This window comes from Desulfotruncus arcticus DSM 17038 (genome assembly GCF_900113335.1).
GTDB classification, from domain to species: Bacteria; Bacillota; Desulfotomaculia; order Desulfotomaculales; family Desulfallaceae; genus Desulfotruncus; species Desulfotruncus arcticus.
The window spans coordinates 157,424-174,220 of record NZ_FOOX01000001.1 but is presented as its reverse complement, the minus strand read 5'-3'; the positions used below and the strand labels follow the sequence as shown (position 1 = coordinate 174,220).

18 protein-coding genes and 1 tRNA gene are annotated in these 16,797 nt (G+C 45.9%); 3 read left to right on the top strand and 16 right to left on the bottom strand.

Annotated features, from left to right (window positions below; all coding sequences use genetic code 11):
- Positions 1 to 2 precede the first annotated feature (2 nt).
- The 4 genes from BM056_RS00860 to BM056_RS00845 form a co-directional block, all read right to left on the bottom strand.
- Complete coding sequence (locus BM056_RS00860; RefSeq protein WP_092467769.1) at positions 3 to 473, bottom strand: chemotaxis protein CheW; 471 nt, start codon at positions 471 to 473, stop codon at positions 3 to 5.
- Between the two features lie 82 nt (positions 474 to 555).
- Positions 556 to 1,338, bottom strand: a complete 783-nt coding sequence (locus tag BM056_RS00855) for a flagellar motor protein (protein ID WP_092467767.1) — start codon at positions 1,336 to 1,338, stop codon at positions 556 to 558.
- A gap of 76 nt (positions 1,339 to 1,414) precedes the next feature.
- Positions 1,415 to 2,230 carry a flagellar motor protein MotB gene (locus BM056_RS00850; protein WP_092467765.1) on the bottom strand — a complete coding sequence of 272 codons (816 nt, stop codon included), beginning with the start codon at positions 2,228 to 2,230 and terminating at the stop codon, positions 1,415 to 1,417.
- A 38-nt stretch (positions 2,231 to 2,268) separates the two neighbouring features.
- Positions 2,269 to 3,771: a flagellar assembly protein A gene (locus BM056_RS00845; RefSeq protein WP_165613312.1), complete on the bottom strand. Its 1,503-nt coding sequence runs from the start codon at positions 3,769 to 3,771 to the stop codon at positions 2,269 to 2,271.
- A gap of 525 nt (positions 3,772 to 4,296) precedes the next feature.
- Between BM056_RS00845 and BM056_RS00840 the strand changes: the two genes are divergently transcribed.
- The gene (locus BM056_RS00840) at positions 4,297 to 5,013 is read left to right on the top strand and encodes a 2-phosphosulfolactate phosphatase (RefSeq protein WP_092467761.1); all 717 of its coding nucleotides are present in this window, start codon (positions 4,297 to 4,299) and stop codon (positions 5,011 to 5,013) included.
- Between the two features lie 29 nt (positions 5,014 to 5,042).
- Here BM056_RS00840 and BM056_RS00835 read toward each other — a convergent pair whose 3' ends face one another.
- The 9 genes from BM056_RS00835 to BM056_RS00795 form a co-directional block, all read right to left on the bottom strand.
- Entirely contained in the window at positions 5,043 to 5,228 is a 186-nt protein-coding gene (locus tag BM056_RS00835; protein WP_131820697.1) for a hypothetical protein, read from the bottom strand.
- Between the two features lie 67 nt (positions 5,229 to 5,295).
- Positions 5,296 to 5,370, bottom strand: a tRNA-Val gene (locus BM056_RS00830).
- A gap of 151 nt (positions 5,371 to 5,521) precedes the next feature.
- The gene (locus tag BM056_RS00825; protein ID WP_238456257.1) at positions 5,522 to 6,298 is read right to left on the bottom strand and encodes a LysM peptidoglycan-binding domain-containing protein; all 777 of its coding nucleotides are present in this window, start codon (positions 6,296 to 6,298) and stop codon (positions 5,522 to 5,524) included.
- Between the two features lie 122 nt (positions 6,299 to 6,420).
- A complete protein-coding gene (locus BM056_RS00820) occupies positions 6,421 to 6,759 on the bottom strand; it encodes a hypothetical protein (protein ID WP_092467755.1) in 339 nt (112 codons plus the stop codon).
- Between the two features lie 123 nt (positions 6,760 to 6,882).
- Positions 6,883 to 8,085 (bottom strand): cofactor-independent phosphoglycerate mutase, encoded by a 1,203-nt coding sequence (locus tag BM056_RS00815; RefSeq protein ID WP_092467753.1) that lies wholly within the window; start codon positions 8,083 to 8,085, stop codon positions 6,883 to 6,885.
- A 9-nt stretch (positions 8,086 to 8,094) separates the two neighbouring features.
- Positions 8,095 to 9,333, bottom strand: a complete 1,239-nt coding sequence (locus tag BM056_RS00810) for an aspartate kinase (RefSeq protein ID WP_092467751.1) — start codon at positions 9,331 to 9,333, stop codon at positions 8,095 to 8,097.
- Between the two features lie 12 nt (positions 9,334 to 9,345).
- On the bottom strand, positions 9,346 to 10,248 hold the full coding sequence (gene thrB, locus BM056_RS00805; protein WP_092467749.1) for a homoserine kinase: 903 nt from the start codon (positions 10,246 to 10,248) through the stop codon (positions 9,346 to 9,348).
- A 4-nt stretch (positions 10,249 to 10,252) separates the two neighbouring features.
- The gene (locus tag BM056_RS00800) at positions 10,253 to 11,545 is read right to left on the bottom strand and encodes a homoserine dehydrogenase (protein WP_092467747.1); all 1,293 of its coding nucleotides are present in this window, start codon (positions 11,543 to 11,545) and stop codon (positions 10,253 to 10,255) included.
- A 21-nt stretch (positions 11,546 to 11,566) separates the two neighbouring features.
- Positions 11,567 to 12,010, bottom strand: a complete 444-nt coding sequence (locus BM056_RS00795) for an ACT domain-containing protein (protein WP_092468396.1) — start codon at positions 12,008 to 12,010, stop codon at positions 11,567 to 11,569.
- Positions 12,011 to 12,254: 244 nt separating this feature from the next.
- Between BM056_RS00795 and BM056_RS00790 the strand changes: the two genes are divergently transcribed.
- Positions 12,255 to 12,476, top strand: a complete 222-nt coding sequence (locus BM056_RS00790) for a hypothetical protein (protein WP_092467745.1) — start codon at positions 12,255 to 12,257, stop codon at positions 12,474 to 12,476.
- 71 nt (positions 12,477 to 12,547) lie between these two features.
- Here the strand turns inward: BM056_RS00790 and spoIVA are convergent, their stop codons facing one another.
- Entirely contained in the window at positions 12,548 to 14,029 is a 1,482-nt protein-coding gene (gene spoIVA, locus BM056_RS00785) for a stage IV sporulation protein A (RefSeq protein ID WP_092467743.1), read from the bottom strand.
- Positions 14,030 to 14,367: 338 nt separating this feature from the next.
- On the opposite strand from spoIVA, the gene BM056_RS00780 reads away from it, so the two are divergent.
- The gene (locus BM056_RS00780; protein WP_092467741.1) at positions 14,368 to 14,991 is read left to right on the top strand and encodes a C40 family peptidase; all 624 of its coding nucleotides are present in this window, start codon (positions 14,368 to 14,370) and stop codon (positions 14,989 to 14,991) included.
- A 115-nt stretch (positions 14,992 to 15,106) separates the two neighbouring features.
- Here the strand turns inward: BM056_RS00780 and BM056_RS00775 are convergent, their stop codons facing one another.
- Positions 15,107 to 16,180 carry an NAD(P)H-dependent glycerol-3-phosphate dehydrogenase gene (locus tag BM056_RS00775; RefSeq protein ID WP_092467739.1) on the bottom strand — a complete coding sequence of 358 codons (1,074 nt, stop codon included), beginning with the start codon at positions 16,178 to 16,180 and terminating at the stop codon, positions 15,107 to 15,109.
- A gap of 5 nt (positions 16,181 to 16,185) precedes the next feature.
- Positions 16,186 to 16,782 (bottom strand): glycerol-3-phosphate 1-O-acyltransferase PlsY, encoded by a 597-nt coding sequence (gene plsY, locus BM056_RS00770; RefSeq protein ID WP_092467737.1) that lies wholly within the window; start codon positions 16,780 to 16,782, stop codon positions 16,186 to 16,188.
- Positions 16,783 to 16,797: the final 15 nt, after the last annotated feature.

Below are 16,797 nucleotides of genomic sequence, written 5' to 3'. Positions count from 1 at the left end.
TTTTAGAGGATTGATTTAACTTCCTGTAAATCCTGCCCGGAGACCAGTTTATCGAGTTCGATAAGTACGATCAGATCATCGCCGTCCAAAATGATTCCCTGAATGTACTCCTGACCGGCAATAACCGCGGCCGGCGCCGGCCTGACAGCTTCCTGGCTTATTTTGCGCACTTCATAGACCGATTCAACAATGATACCAAATTTTAGATCGCCTGTTTCGGCAATAATTACCCGGCTGTTTTCGTTCCAGCCTTCAGTATTTATGTTAAAAAGGCTGTGCAAACTTATAACGGGGATAACATTGCCTCTGATGTTGATTATTCCTTCAACATAATCCGGTGCATTGGGAATTGGCGTTATTTTTTCCAGTCTGATTATTTCCGACACAAGGGTAATATCAAGACCAAATAGTTGATTGTCTAAAGAAAATACAACTACTTGCAGGTCCTTTGACTGTTCGGCAAAATTACTCACTTATACTCCTCCCGCTTTTTATTCTATATTTCATTCCAATTCATTCCGACTCCTGACTTCTGACTCCCAAAAAACTTTATGTTCATTCTTCCCCTTCTTCGATTTCCATATTTCCGCGATTAGCAGGGTTAAGGTAGGCTACCAGGCGTTCCCTGATTAAAATAGGGTTATAACCGGCTTGCAGCGATATGATCCCTTCCATCATCAATTGCTTTAATAATATTTCTTTTTGGCTGATGTTGGAAAGCTTGGCCCCCAGGGGAAGCCAAAACACGTTGGCGCTGCCGATACCGTAAAGGGTGGCCATAAAAGCAACCGCAATGGATGGTCCCAGAGCCTCGGGGCTGGTAATATTGCCTAAAACATGAACCAACCCCATAACCGTGCCGATAATGCCCATGGTAGGGGCGTATCCCCCGGCCGCCTCAAATATGCTGCTGCCGATATGATGCCGTTCCTCAACGGAATAAATTTCAACCTCCAGAATATTTTTGACCAATTCCGGATCGGTGCCGTCTATAACCAATTGAATACCTTTCCGCAGGTATTGATCCTCAATCTCAGTCAGGTGATTCTCCAGGTACAGCAAACCTTCCCTTCGTGCTTCTTCTGCCATACCCACAATATCCTCAATTACTTTGGCGGTGTCATAAGGCGTATGTCTAAGCGCCTTGATCAATAATTGCGGCACTACTTTCAGATCCTGTGGGGTATAACTGATGGCAGTTGCCCCTATGGTGCCGCCAAGCACAATTAATGCCGCACTGGGCACCAATAGCGCGCTGGCTTCGCCCCCTTCCCAGATAAAGCCCGCCAGCAACGACCCCAAACCGACAACAAACCCTAATATGGTTGCAAAATCCATTTAATGACCATCCTTTTTATGTATAGTTTATGTTCAGTACTCAGGAGTCAGGAGTCAGAATTTAGAATTTAATTTATCAGGGGTTATTATTCTGACTCCTGACTTCTGGCTCCTGAGTATTTGGCGCAGTGCTTTCCGCGCCTGGTACGCTGACTTTACCGGTGGATTGAGGTTCGGCGCCGGCAAACTTGCTTCTTAAAATCACCAGATTAACCCGCCTGTTCAGCTGGCGATTTTCGTCACTGGTATTGGGAACGCGCGGTCTGTATTCACCATACGCCGCCACAGACAACTTTTGGGGTGAAAAGTTATGGGTCGTGATTAATTCGCGCACGACATTTGTAGCCCTGGCAGATGACAGTTCCCAGTTGGAGGGAAACTTGGAGGTTCTTATGGGTAAATTATCTGTATGACCCTCAACGCGAATATAATTGGGCGTATCAATTAAAATAGGCGCAACCTTGTCCAATATTGTCTCCGCCTGCGGAGTAAGCTGCTCGGAGCCCAGTTCAAACAACACGTCATCCTGGAAGCTAAGGACAATACCCCTCTCCTCCGTGGTAACCGAAACTTTGGCAGTTAATCCGTTTTCTTGAATATAGTTCTCCAATTTGTTTTTTAATTGGTTTAGCTGGGTTTTCTCTATCTCATCCTGAACCTGGCTAGACACATTGCCCGGTATAATCGCCGGCCCGGGGCTGTCCATGACCATGCCGCCCGCTCCGAAAACCGCGGCCAGTGACTCCGCCAGGGTTTTAAATCTGGCTACATCAACTTTGCTTAAAGAATACATAACGATAAAAAAAATTAACAATAAGGTGATCATGTCCGAATAAGTTATCAGCCAGCGTTCATGATTGTTCTTACTTTGCCTGCTCCTCCGTCTCTGCATATATATTTCCTCCGGTTATGCCTGCATTAGTTGACTGATTAATATAAAGAAATCTCGTTATCGTCAGTAAGCCGCGCAACCACCATGCTGTAATCTTCCCTGGCGGTAAGGATTCTTTTCCCGATTTGCAGCACTGAACCGTTATATAACAGCTTAGCCTTGATAATGCCTTCTTTATCAGTTCTTACCAGTGTTTTTACACCCATCGGCGCGCCAATTTCATTAATAATCACATTACCCCGGGAAATAATCTCGCCGCCTCTGGCTACCCCTTTTATTTCCACCGAATTTAAAGCGACCAGCCTGGAATTAAACGTACCCTGGCCTAATAATTTAACGCTCCCCGTCGCGGCTATTTCCGAATTCCAGATGCTGTTGGCAATTATGTCGCTGGGGCCATTGTCCGTCACATTAAGAAATTTAATCGCCGTTTCCAGGCTTTCCTTAATGTTATCCAGACCGGTTACTTCAAGCGCTTTAATACCGCACAATTGGTTAAGGGCGGCAGCGGCGTTTTTAACTTCTTCAGGCAGGCTTTGTTTATTTTTATTAACCAGTTCCATTAGCCCATCCAACTGTTTTTTCATGTGCGGAAATTTTTTGTCGCTCAACGCCATGATTATTTGGCCATATTGGACTGTTTTTTTATTCTCTCTTAATGTAGTTAAAAACTGCCTGGCTGTTTTTTCGAGTTTAAGTATGGTTTCTTTGATTTCCTGCAGTCTTTTATCTACTTCGTCTAAATTGGCCGAAACGCCGCCGACATTTACCTTGCTGGCTGTTATAACCTTCATTACTTCCAGCTTGCCGCTGACGTTAATGTTTGATCTTGACACAAAGCCCCAGATTCTTAAATTACCGGCTACATCTACAATCATATTATCATTGACATTGCCGTTAATAATAACATCACCATTAAACCGCAGGTTGCCGGATTTGATATCGACATCCCCTTCATGCTGGTAAACTGCTTCAATACCAACAGTTACGTTCCTGCCCGCCTTTTTTACCCATGGCCGCCCACTGGCGGTACTGACAATTATATTTTTATCATCATCAGAAATTTTGGCATTTTTACCGGCTCGCAGCGCCAATTCAAAAACCTTGCGGGCAGGTATGGCCTGACCTGTTACGGTTACCCCGTCTTCACCCTTTACCATTGGATGATATATCGCCAGTTCTGTTTTTGCGCTTACCGAAGGTACATTGAAAATTTCCCTGAAATCAATGTTCTTTTCGTCCATCTTTTTTTCGCCTGCCAAAGACGCCTTTGATTCTTTAGACGCTCCGCTGCTGAAAAGGTATTGCATATACCCGTCCCGGCCTTCTTTGGGAGGGGTGCCGCTGGCAATAAGATATGATCCGGGTTTGGGGTTTTGGGCGATTTGTTGCAACATAGCCTGATCAATACCGTGCTTAATCCCTTTTTCATTAAGTAAATGTTTAATTACTTCCGGGTCAAAGTCTCCTTTTTCTCTTATTGTTAATAATGCCTTTAGCTTGTCTTCTGTAATAACCAGGGTTGTGTTATCATTATTCAAAATATCACCCCGTAATATTTTTACAATCAAAATACCACTAAAATACTATTTTTTTCTACATATAGTTTTAATATCCTTCAGTCCGGTAAAAGTTTAAATGTTGATTAATATTTAAATAACACTCTATATCTAGATTCGGTTATTATAGGGCTTTACTTTAGCTTATGTTGTAGCCATCTTTTTACATATATGTTTTATAAATCTATCAACTTTAATACTCTGTCCAATTAAGAAAAGGTAGTATTACATTAAAATGCTATTAGAATAAGGCACCGGCCGAAATTGTTCGCAGATCGCCTTTTCTGCGGCGTCCCGGTTGCAGCCCAACTTCATTGCCACCTTTGGCGCATTGCATTTCATGTTATAATTAAACCGGCACTCTTCCATAAAACAATTTATTTTATGCATTTTTATCTCACCACGCTTAAATGGTTTTTTATGCTGTCATTGCCGGATATTCAATAGGTATTATTTAATATTATCTTTAATAAAAATTTTATACGGTACAGAAAGGAATGAAAAACTTTGCTGGTTAATCTGGTACCCGTTGCCGTAGAGGCCAACCCCGGAGAAATCGAAGGTTTCGCAGCTATTGTGTTTGACGTTTTAAGGGCTACCAGCACCATTACAACAGCGCTGGCGGCAGGTTATCAAAAGGTATATCCGGTTGTTGAGGCGGAAGAGGCAATAGAGTTTGCCCGACGCATTGAAGCTGCACTGGCCGGCGAGCGTGGTGGAGAAAAGATCCCGGAGTTTCCCCATGGCAATTCACCGCTGGAATTTTGGCCCGGGAATAACAGGGACAACGACAGCCTTGTACTGACTACTTCAAATGGCACGAAGGCAATTCGCATTGCCTCAACGCATGCTGCCAAGACATTCATTGGCTCTCTGCTGAATGCCGGGGCGGTAGCCCGGGCGGCGCTGCAAACCGGTTGGGATATTTGTTTGGTTTGTGCCGGCACGGAGGGAAAATTCTCATTGGAAGATTTGTTGGGTGCGGGTTTTGTTTTATTGGAGTTGATTGGTATCGCGGACAGTTTGCCGCAGATGGATGATCTTTCTGTTGCCGCGTGCAATTTGGCCAGCTATTATATAAATGCCCCGCTGAAGGGGTTAGATGAGGGCAGGCACGGTAAAAAACTGATTGGTCTGGGCAGGGATATGGATCTGGAGTGGTGCGCCCAGTTAAACCGGTTTGAGATTGCGCCTGCAGTAAATAACGGATATGTATGTCTTTAAAGCATTAGTTCGATATATCTTTCTATTTCTTATCTTATATTAGTTTTTTCTTCTTGCTTAGTTAACCGGTTGTTATCCAACCTGGTTATATCGCCCCACACGGCTTTAACATCTTTCTTAATGGTGCTGACATATTTCTGCAGCTTGCGCTGGCCTTTCTCCAAGGAAACCAGACGATTGCCAATATCAACCTGACCTTGATCTAGTGTGTCCATACGCTGTACTAAACCAACCAAATAATAAAAAACCAGCTGGAAACTTTATCCGCGCTGGTTTTTTGTGTGGTGGGGCTAACTGGTTTCGAACCAGTGGCCTCTTGAATGTGAGTCAAGCGCTCTCCCGCTGAGCTATAGCCCCCCTTGTTTTGGCACTTATAAATTTTATCACATTATTAAGGCATTAGCAACAGGATTATCATAGATGAGTATTCTTTTTCAGTACAAATAACAAAAACCGCCCTGAGCGTTTGTCTGAGGGCGGTTTTTGTTTTAGTTTTATGAACTTTTATTTAATAGGTGAAAGTAAAAGAATCCATAATTTTGTTTACCGGGCGGGATTTTAAATATTTATTGGTCACCCAGGATTCAAAGAAATACAGCGAGCCATTTGATGGATCAGAGCCGTTTAGGGCTTCTATCGCGGCCTTTTTGGCAGTATCGCTGGGCGGATTGTTGATCCAGCCGTTTAGTACCGGTTCAAACTGGTATCTGCCGGTTTCGTCCACCTGGTAGATGACACCCCGGATGGTATTCGGAAAAGCAGGGCTATCCACCCGGTTCAATACCACCGCGCCTACCGCTACCTGGGTCTGATAGGATTCCGAATCGGCTTCGGCTGTGATAATGCGGGCCAGGGCGTCGAAATCAGCCATGCTTACTCTTCCCCCCCTGCTGACCTGTATGCTGCCGCTGTTTTGTAGTTGCAAATTTGTAGGGACTGTACTCCCCCCGGCCACTGGTATGTATAATTGTTGCCCCGGGTAAATCATGTTGGTATTGTTAAGTTTGTTGATTTCCTTGATCTTCGTGTAATTGGTGCCGAATTTCGCTGCAATTGCCGATAAAGTATCGCCTTTTTGAACACTGTACTTCGCTGGAATGTTCAGTTTCCGACCTACTTCAATATAATCGGACCACAGGCCGTTAGTGTAACGCAGCGCGTACTGGTCAATACCGTAATACTGGCTGATTAGATAAACTGTATCTCCTTTGTTTACGGTATGGACCTGTGCCACGGCCGCCGCCGGATAAACAGCCAGCATGGACGATAGCAATAGGAAAACCATTATTTTCTCTTTTAAGCTCTTTAACATAATTTTCTTGCCATTCCCTCCTTGACCACAAGTTGTCGGCTTTATTATACAAGCCTTCCGTTAAACTGGCCAAGCAGTAAATTTTGGGCAAAAAATTAATGTTTTAGTTTTTCCCTCTGTTTGTATGTTTTTTCGTTAATATGTTCCACCAGGAACATAGTTGAAAAAACATGGAATATCTGAATAATTACGCTTTCCAAGGAACTATCCAGCATACTTAGCTTGATTTGGAAAACAGGTTGAAATCCAAAACGGGATTCCAACATTTCCATAAAACTGTCAATAATATTCTCCCGTAATTTTTCGCTGCCCACATCATACCAATTCATAAATGGATTTTCGATTTTGGTTTGAGCCTGTCTTTCAACTTCCGCAATAAACCATCCCCGGAAAGTGTCAAAACTCGGGCGTTTGCGGCTAAAACTTTCTTCCACGTTGCTCCTCCCTTTCGTGAAATCAGCTGCGATCTTTTTATCCTTTTGACTAGCATATCGGGCGGGCAGGGGGGCATCCCCCTACAAAAGATGCTGGCTTACGGGGTCTGCCCCGTTTACTTACTAAGCGATAAATGATTTCATCAGTGCGGGGCCGTTTGCGACCATAATGCCTGACGCGGCCGCCGTCTGCTCGTCATACGTCCTACCGGAAGCTCCTTTACCCCTGCTGTCCATTAAGGCAAAGGGAACCGGCTCTGCTGTGTGGGTTTTGATACTAAGCGGCGTCGGGTGGTCGGGAAGCAGCATAATTTTATAATCACCAAATTCGGGCAGACTTTTCAACAGCGTGGCCAGCACCAAACGATCAATTTCTTCTATAGCCTTTACCTTGGTCTCTGTTTCACCCTGGTGCCCGGCTTCATCAGGCGCCTCAACGTGCAGGTAGATAAAATCGGCTCCATCACGAAGGGCGGTTAATGCTACTTCAGCTTTACCCAGGAAATTAGTATGTATGTTCCCGGTGGCACCTGGCACTTTAATTATTTCAAGACCAGCGCATATGCCTATACCCATGATCAAATCGACTGCGGAAATAACTGCCCCTTGCAGCCCGTACAATTCCTTAAACAGCGGTAACGATGGCTTTTTGCCCTGTCCCCATAGCCAAACCGAATTGGCCGGGCGCAGGCCCCTTTGAATACGCGAACGGTTTACCGGATGGTCCTTCAATAGCAGGTAGCTGTTCCGCATTATCTCCAATAATATATCCTGTCCCTCACCCTTTGGTAAATAATCAGTCACGCTCCGGTCCGAAATGTCATGCGGAGGGGTCAGTTCAACTTTTACCGGCCCTCCCTGCCAGACCATCAGATGACGATAGCTGATACCGGGATAAAAGCGCCTTTCACTGCCACCCAATTCCTGATTAACCGCTGCGATCAGTTCAGCGGCCTCTTCACTGGTAATCTCACCGGCGCTATAATCAACCATTGTTTTCTGCTCATAACCGGCATCGTCTGAAAGAGTAATCAGGTTGCAGCGAAAGGCCACATCCTGCTCTGCCAATTCTACTCCCATGCTGACTGCCTCCAGAGGGGAACGACCGGTATAATATTTTTCCGGCGCGTAGCCCATAACAGAAAGGTTGGCCACATCGCTGCCAGGCGGAAAACCGTTCGGCACGGTTTTAACCATACCCGTTTTTCCCTGCGCCGCCAAAAGGTCCATATTAGGCGTTACAGCATACTGCAGCGGAGTTTTGTTATCCAGTTCGGGACGGGGATAATCAGCCATCCCGTCTCCGACCACCACTATATATTTCATCTTTTCCTCCTACGCGCAGCAGTTTTTGCTACAGCAGGCTTTTTCCAGGTCAAACTTTTTGTGCAGCACTTTTATTGCGGTTTCGGCTTTGTTGTTGGTTACAATGCAGGAAATCTTAATATCCGAAGTGGCAATCATGTCTATGTTAATACCTTCGTCAGCCAGCGCGCCAAACATCATGGCGGCAACACCCGGGTTACTGGTCATACCGGCCCCCACCACGGAAACCATAGCCACGTGCGGGTCGTGGGTATAACCCTTGGCGCCGACCACTTTGATAATTTCCTCAATGGTTTCCAGGGCTTTACGCAGGTCATCCTGGGCCACGGTAAACGATATGTCATTGATTCCTTCACGCATGGAGCTTTGCACAATCATATCCACATTAACATTTTTATCAGCCAGCATCTTAAAAATCATATAGGCAATGCCGGGTTGGTCAGGCACACCAAAAATACCAAGTTTGGCCACATTTTTGTTATAGGTTACTCCGGTTACGAACATGCTTTTTTCCATGTCACTTTCCTCCTTGACTATTGTGCCGGGGTTGTTATTAAAACTACTTCTAACGTGCAGTGGTATACTATAAAGCTTAGCGCACTCAACAGCCCGGGGATGCAGCACAGCGGCCCCCAGATGCGCCAATTCAAGCATTTCATCATAGGTGATGGAATCCAGTTTACTGGCTTCGGGAACCAGCCTCGGGTCGGTGGTATAAACCCCGTCAACATCGGTGAAAATTTCACAAAGGTCCGCCTTTAATGCGGCCGCCAGAACAACTGCTGTGGTGTCGGAGCCCCCGCGCCCCAGGGTGGTAATATCATTAAACTCATTGAGTCCCTGAAAACCGGCAACGATAATTATTTTTCCAGCCTCAAGCTCTTTTAGCATGCGGGAATTGTTAACATCGATGATACGTGCTTTAGAGTAAATCGGATCAGTTTTTATGCCCGCCTGGGGCCCTGTCAGTGAAATTACATCTACCCCAAGGCTTTTAATGGCCATGGCCAGAAGTGCTATGGAAACCTGTTCCCCCGTGGAAAGCAGCATATCCATTTCCCTGGGTGAGGGGTTGCTCGTAATTTGCCGGGAGAGTTCAATCAAATCATCAGTGGAGTCTCCCATCGCCGAGACAACCACTACCATCTGATTGCCCTCTTTTTGTTTATTGACTACCCGTCTGGCCACATTTTTAATTCTGTCGGCGTTTCCCACCGATGTGCCGCCAAACTTTTGTACAATTAGCATATATTTCACTCCTTAAATTACTTCCAGTGCCCTTGCCCCCACCGGGTTGGGATCCAGTATAATCGAGCGGGCGCTAACGCCGCTTTCCCTAAAAGTTTCTTTCATAACTTCCGCTATCAGTTTATAGTTGCCATCCGCCATCGCAATTATGGTCGGTCCGGCGCCGCTTACGGCAACGCCCCGGGCGCCTGCCAGCCTAGCCGCGGAAACAACTTTTTTATACCCGGGGATCAGACCGGAACGATATGGCTGGTGAATTCTATCGTCCATAGCCGTACCCAGCAGGTTAAAATCACCTTTTTGCAACGCCGCCACCAAAAGTGCGGCCCTGCTGATATTAAAAACAGCATCACGCAGCGTAACCATATGCGGCAGGTTCTCCCTGGCTTCCCTGGTATTGACGGGAAAATCGGGAACAGCTGCCACAACTTTTAACCCGGCGGGCAAATCTATTTTCAGCCAGTTGATTTCACCGTCAACAGAGGTGTAAATAACCAATCCGCCCAGTATCGCCGGGGCAACATTGTCCGGATGTCCTTCCATGGAGCAGGCCAGCCCCAGGATCTCGCGCCGGCTCAAAGACGCTCCGGACATCATGCCGGCAGCAATAATACCACCTACAACCGCGGAAGCGCTGCTGCCGAGACCTCTGCCCAGGGGGATATTATTGGAAAGCTTGATCCTCAGCCCTCCGGGATCGTATCCTGTCTTTTCAAATACCCGCCTGGCCGCGCGGTAGACTAAATTTTTTTGATCCCTGGGTAATTCCCCGGAACCTTCACCCTCAATTTCTATAACCAGGCCATGGTGAATTTTGCTGAACTCCACCACGTTATAAAGCTCAAGGGCCATGCCCAGGCAATCGAACCCCGGTCCCAGGTTAGCAGTAGTAGCCGGAACCTGAACTCTTATCACGGAATTAATCACCCTCCACGCGAATCACATTGGAAATTGCCTTAACTGAAGATAAATGCTTGATAATTTCTAAAGCTTCTTGCATGTTTTTCTCCCTGACCTTGTGTGTAACTAAAACGATTTCCGCTGTTACCGCATCGGTTTGTTTTTGGAGCACCGTGGCCAGGCTGACTTCTTTATCACTAAAGGCGTAAGCAATAGACGCCAGCACCCCGGGCTTGTCGGAAACCTGGATGCGAATATAATATCTGCTTTCAACCAGTCCCATATCTTTAACCGGTTTTTCATCGTAACAGGTACAGGAGATTATTCCGGGCACATTGCGCAGCAGATCACGGGCCGCATCCATAGCATCTGAAACAACGGCGCTAGCGGTGGGCAGTTCACCGGCCCCACGGCCGTAAAACATGGTATCGCCAACTGCGTCACCGGATACAAAGATAGCGTTAAAAACGTCATTTACGGCCGCAAGCGGGTGATCAACAGGTATTAATGTGGGATGAACCCTTACCTCCACACCTTCTTCAGTTTCTTTGGCAATACCCAAAAGTTTAACCGTATAATTCAATTCACCGGCGTAAGATATATCGGTAGCGGTAATCTTGGTAATACCTTCCGTATAAACATCATCCAGCACCACTCTGGAGTTAAAAGCAATAGAAGCAAGTATGGCCAGCTTGCGGGCGGCATCATAGCCTTCTATATCGGAAGCCGGGTTCGCCTCGGCATAGCCCTTGTCCTGTGCTTCTCTGAGCACCTCTGCAAAATCAGACCCTTCTTTGGTCATTTTGGTCAGCATATAATTGGTGGTACCGTTAATAATTCCAATCACCTGGTTAATGCGATTGGCGGCAAGGCACTGTTTTAACGGCCTGATAATGGGAATACCGCCGGCCACGCTGGCCTCAAACAGAAGGTCGGCCCGGTTGGCCTCGGCCAGCTCGAAAAGCTGTTTGCCGTAAACAGCAATCATATCTTTATTGGCAGTAACTACACTTTTACCATTTTGCAAAGCCTGCTGAACAAAATCCAGGGTAGGCTCTATTCCCCCCATCACTTCAATTACTATTTTTATTTCCGGGTCTTCCATAATATCATTAATTTCACCGGTTAACAGTTGCTGATCCAATTCTACTCCCCGGTCTCTGTTTAAGTCGCGTACCAATATTTTTTTGATTTCCAGACCGGCGCCGATTTTTCGTTTTATGTTTTCACCGTTGCCGGTAATTATCCGGTATACTCCGCGGCCCACCGTACCCAGACCCAGCATACCGATCTTTATATTTTCAACGGACATACTTTGTCTCCTTTCATTAATTCATGAACCTAAAAATCTGGCTTTTTTTACCCCAAGCGTATTACGGAGAAGGTTCAGCATTTGCTCCACGTCGCATTCCAGGTTATTTGTTTCAATGGTTATTGAGGCGCTGGCCACCCCTTGCTGCGGCAGGTTCTGGTTAATAGTTACAACATTGCCGCCTACTGCGGCAATGTTGCTAAGTAAAGCCGATAATACTCCCGAACGATGCTCCAGGGTTAACTCCATGGTTACTGTTTGATCCTGCTGCCAGCGGTGAAAAGGGTAAACTTTGTCCCTATATTTATAAAAGGCGCTACGGCTCAGGCAAACTTTTTCCACCGCCTCGGCAACGTTAGTCGCGTCACCGCGCATTAGAAGCTCCTTGGCCTGAACCGTTTTATTAATTGCCTCGGGAAGTACATCCTCCCGAACCAAAAAAAACCGCGGTTCCCTACCAGCCACCCTTTTGCACCTCACTTTTAAGTCCACTTAACATGGATAAAATTCCATGCATGGTAGACATTATATCACCGCACAGTATGTACTGACAATACTTCTTTAAAACATAGTAATCAGAATTTAGGAGTCAGGAACGTTGTCATAGCTGGTCAAGGGAATAATCTTTGACTTGTTAAATTTATCTCTTTATAATTAAACAAAAGTTAGTTACTGGAATAAATGCCGGATAACGAGGAGCACAAAGTTAATGAGTGAGTTGGAAAGCATACTTCGCCGGGTATTGGATGAAGTATTGGACGAAAAACTAAATGATAAACTTCTGCCAATTAATGAACGGTTAATTCGTTTAGAGAAAGGCCAACATAAACTACAGCAAGATGTTAGCATCATTAAGAAGGACGTTAAGGACGATATAATTAGATTGGATAACAGGTTAACTAAACAGGAAGAAAAGACTAATATACTATAAGATAAGGCTTAACCAAAAAAAAACCGGCTATTTCCAGCCGGTGCGCTAAATCTACAGATAAATTTCGTGGTTTATATAATGATGCAGATCAGTCCGCCACTGCCGTCGTTAACAATTCGCTGAACAGTTTCCTGTAATTTAATCTGGGCATTGTCGGGCATTCTTTGCAGTTTGTTTTGGATTCCTTCACGTACAAGGTCACTGACTGATTTGCCGAATATTTCGGATTCCCAGATCTTGCGTGGGTTTTCTTCAAATTCGTTCAGCATATAGCGAACGAGTTCTTCACACTGCTTTTCCGTGCCGATGATAGGGGTAATTTCAGTATTAATATTGGCTTTAATCATGTGTACTGTTGGAGCGCTGGCTTTAAGCTTAACACCGAAACGGCTTCCCTGCCGAATCAATTCGGGTTCCTCCAACTGCATATCGTTAATGGTAGGATTAACTACCCCGTAGCCGCTTTCGTGCAATTCCATAATTGCCGGAGCAATTTTGTCGTACTCACGCTTGGCCACAGCAAATTCCTTAAATAACCGGAACAAGTGGTGATCCCCTTCCAACTCGATCCCGGCTTCCTCTGACAAGACCTTGTAAAACAGCTCCGGGTTGGAACTGATTTCAATGGCGGCGGTACCAGTGCCTAAATCCATGCTGCTTAAATCTACCTGCCGCACCATATCGTATTGGCTTAATTTTTCAACCGCCCCGTCAATATCCCGCAACCGTCTTACCTGCTGTACAGTCTCTTGTACGGCAGAGTCAAATTTATCTCTCAGCCAGTGTTTTAGATCTAATTCTTCCACCCAGAGAGGCATTGTAATAGATACTTCATTGACCGGAAATTCAAAGAGAGCTTTTTCCATGATTTGTAATATATCCAGTTGGCTCATTTCGGCACAGTTAATCGGAATTACCGGAACATCATATTTCTCCGACAGTTCGTCAGCCAGTTGGATTGTTTCCTCTGCTTCCGGCGCTGTGCTGTTTAATATAATTAAGAACGGCCTGTTTATTTCTTTTAGCTCTTCTACAACCCGCTCTTCCGCAGCGATGAAATTCTCCCTCGGAATATCGGAAGTGGTGCCATCGGTAGTCACCACAATACCAATTGTGGAATGTTCACTGATAACCTTTCTGGTGCCGGTTTCAGCTGCCTCCTCAAAGGGAATCGGGTCATCAAACCAGGGCGTGGATACCATGCGCGGGTTTCCTTCCTCATCTTCGTAACCCAACGCCCCCTCCACCCTGTACCCGACGCAATCAACCAGACGAACTTTAACTGTGAGATTCGGGCTAACTTCCACTTCCACAGCCTCATTTGGTACAAACTTGGGCTCAGTGGTCATAATGGTTTTGCCGTTCCCGCTCTGGGGGAGCTCATCCTTGGCCCTTTCCCGCTCGTGCTCATTTTCTATGTTGGGTAAAACCATTAACTCCATAAACCTTTTAATAAACGTGGATTTACCGGTCCGGACGCCGCCGCTTACACCAAGGTAAATATCCCCTTCGGTGCGTTCCGCGATATCACGGAAAATATCGAACTTTTCCATGAACGCACTCCCTCCTTTAAAAAATTTGAAAAGTTATCTATATAAAAGCTAGCGCATTCTTTAGCATCCCCCCCACCGGCAGGAAAGGCGTTTAAACCTTCAACTCGTTGAGCCCGGCCCACGAGAATTTTTTTCCAATTACATACAATAACAATATATATATATGAATTTAGAACTTGTTTATTACAACTAAATGAATTTAACAAATAAAAAAGTTAAATTTTTTATTTATTACCATTTGGCAGGGAAAATATTTTTATTGTCGAATAATTGACTAATGGCACAAGGAGTTGAAAGATTACGCAAAGGAAATCAATGGAAGTCGAAAGGAGCAATATATGCGCAAATTGTTTGCATCTGTTTTAGTTTCTGCATCATTGGTTGCCTCTTTAGTCAGTATCCCGGGAAACAACGCACTGGCTGTTCCCGCACAACACCAGGTAATGGTTGTAAATAGTAATGATCAAGTCATTTTTAGTGATTATATTCGTTTTAACAATACATATACCCAACCAGTGGTAAAAACCGCTCCCAAGCCCGCCCCGGCTGCTCCCCAAGCCGCAACCCCCGTATCCCGCTCTGGAAACAATGCTGCCCGCCTGGTTGTTAAAACAGCCTATGACCTTTTGGGCAGCAGTTACGCATATGGCGCCGGCGGTCCCACAAGCTTCGACTGTTCGGGCTTTAGCAGGTACGTATATAAAAAAGCAGGGTATGATTTGCCTCACCTGGCCTCCGACCAGTTTAATTACGGCGTTAAAGTAAGCCGCAATCAGCTTGCTCCCGGTGATTTGCTTTTCTTTAGTTACTACGGGCAGTCGGGCATAGATCATGTAGGAATATATGTTGGCGATGGCATGTTCATACATGCATCTTCTTCAAAAAAGAAAGTTGTCGAGACTTCGATCAACAATTCCTATTACGTTGCAAATTACCAAGGCGCCACCCGGTTAATCCGTTAAAAAAAGCGTGCTCAAATCAGTTCCCTTAATGCACGCTTTTTTACACTTTAATCCTTAGCGCTTGCCATATATATGGCAAGATATATTGTCCTAAAGTGTAACAAAAAGCCCTGCTTTAAAAAGCAGGGCTTTTATCATCTTTTTCTATCCACCATTTTATTTTGGCCAGGGCCACTTCCTCCACTTCATTCGTTTTATCTCTGTTCATCAGGTTTACTACCGCCGTCTTGGGGTTCTTGCCTTTAAATAATACCTGATACATTTGCTCGGTTATGGGCATCTCTACACCCCAGGCTTTAGCCAGCCCATGGGTCGCGCGGGTAGTTCGCACTCCTTCCACCACCATGTTCACACCTGCCAAAGCCTGTTCCAGAGAGTTACCCCTACCTATTTCTATACCAGCCCGGCGGTTGCGGCTGTGCTTGCTGGTACAGGTAACAATCAAATCCCCCAGGCCTGCCAGCCCGGCAAAGGTTAAAGGATTGGCATGCATGGCGATACCCAGCCTGGTGATCTCTGCCAGCCCCCTGGTTATAAAGGCGGCTTTGGTGTTATCACTGCCAATGAAACCGTCAACTATACCTGTGCCCAGGGCGATGATATTTTTCAAGGCACCGCCCAGTTCAACCCCGATAATGTCCGGGTTGGTGTAAACTCTAAAGGTTTCAGTCATAAACAAATCCTGCCCCCGGGTCGCCGGTTCGTCTGAAGCAGCGGCAACCACCACGGCGGCAGGCATTTTAAGAGCCACTTCTTCAGCATGGCTGGGCCCGGATAAAACTGCATAGTTTTTAGCCCTGCCGTTACCGGCCACCTCCCCAAAAACCTCCGACAGCCTTTGCAAGCTGTTTTCTTCTATGCCTTTAGCAGTATTGATCACCAGCGCGTTTTCATCAATATAAGCTAAAGCATCGGATAGTACTTGTCTGAAACTATGGGAAGGAACACTAAATACAACGTATTCAGCTGCTGACAGAACATGCTCAAGGTCACCGGTAGCCAGCATATTCTCCGGCAGCTTGATTCCGGGCAGGTATCGGCTGTTTTCCCTGCAGGTGTTCAGCTGTTCCACCTGGTCCGGCCTTCTGGACCATAATCCGACCCGATACCCTTTATCTGCCAGGTGCGCCGCAAGGGCTGTCCCCCAGCTCCCCGCTCCCAGCACGGCAACTTTTCCGTTTTCACCCATAAAAACTACCGCCTGCCCTTCCCAACTTTAAATTCCGTACCGTCAAGGATTCTCTTAATATTGGGCCTGTGCTTGTAGATCACAAATGCTGCAATTACTACACCAAATAATATGTACAAAATATTCATCCTTAATATAATCATTGTCACCGGCACTGTTATTGCCGCCATTATTGACCCCAGGGAAACATACCTGCTAATTCCCACGGTTATGAGCAAGACTATCAGCGCTATCAGGGTTGTCAGCGGAGAAATCGCCAGTATTATCCCACCACCGGTCGCCACAATTTTCCCACCCTTAAACTTGATAAAGACAGGCCAGCTGTGACCGCAAAGCGCAAAAAATGCCGCGATGAGCTCAGTGCCCGCGCCACCCAAATGCCGGCCAATGAAAACAGATGCCACGCCTTTGCTCATATCCAGCAGCAGCACGATAATACCCGGCACCGGCCCCAATGTGCGCCACACATTAGTTGCCCCGATATTGCCGCTGCCAAATTGCCTGATATCGATTCCTTTAGCATACCTGGCGAGAATAAAACCAAAGGGTATTGAACCAATCAGGTAGCTAGCCACCGCGGCATACAAAACATAAATGCTCATACTATATCCCTCCGG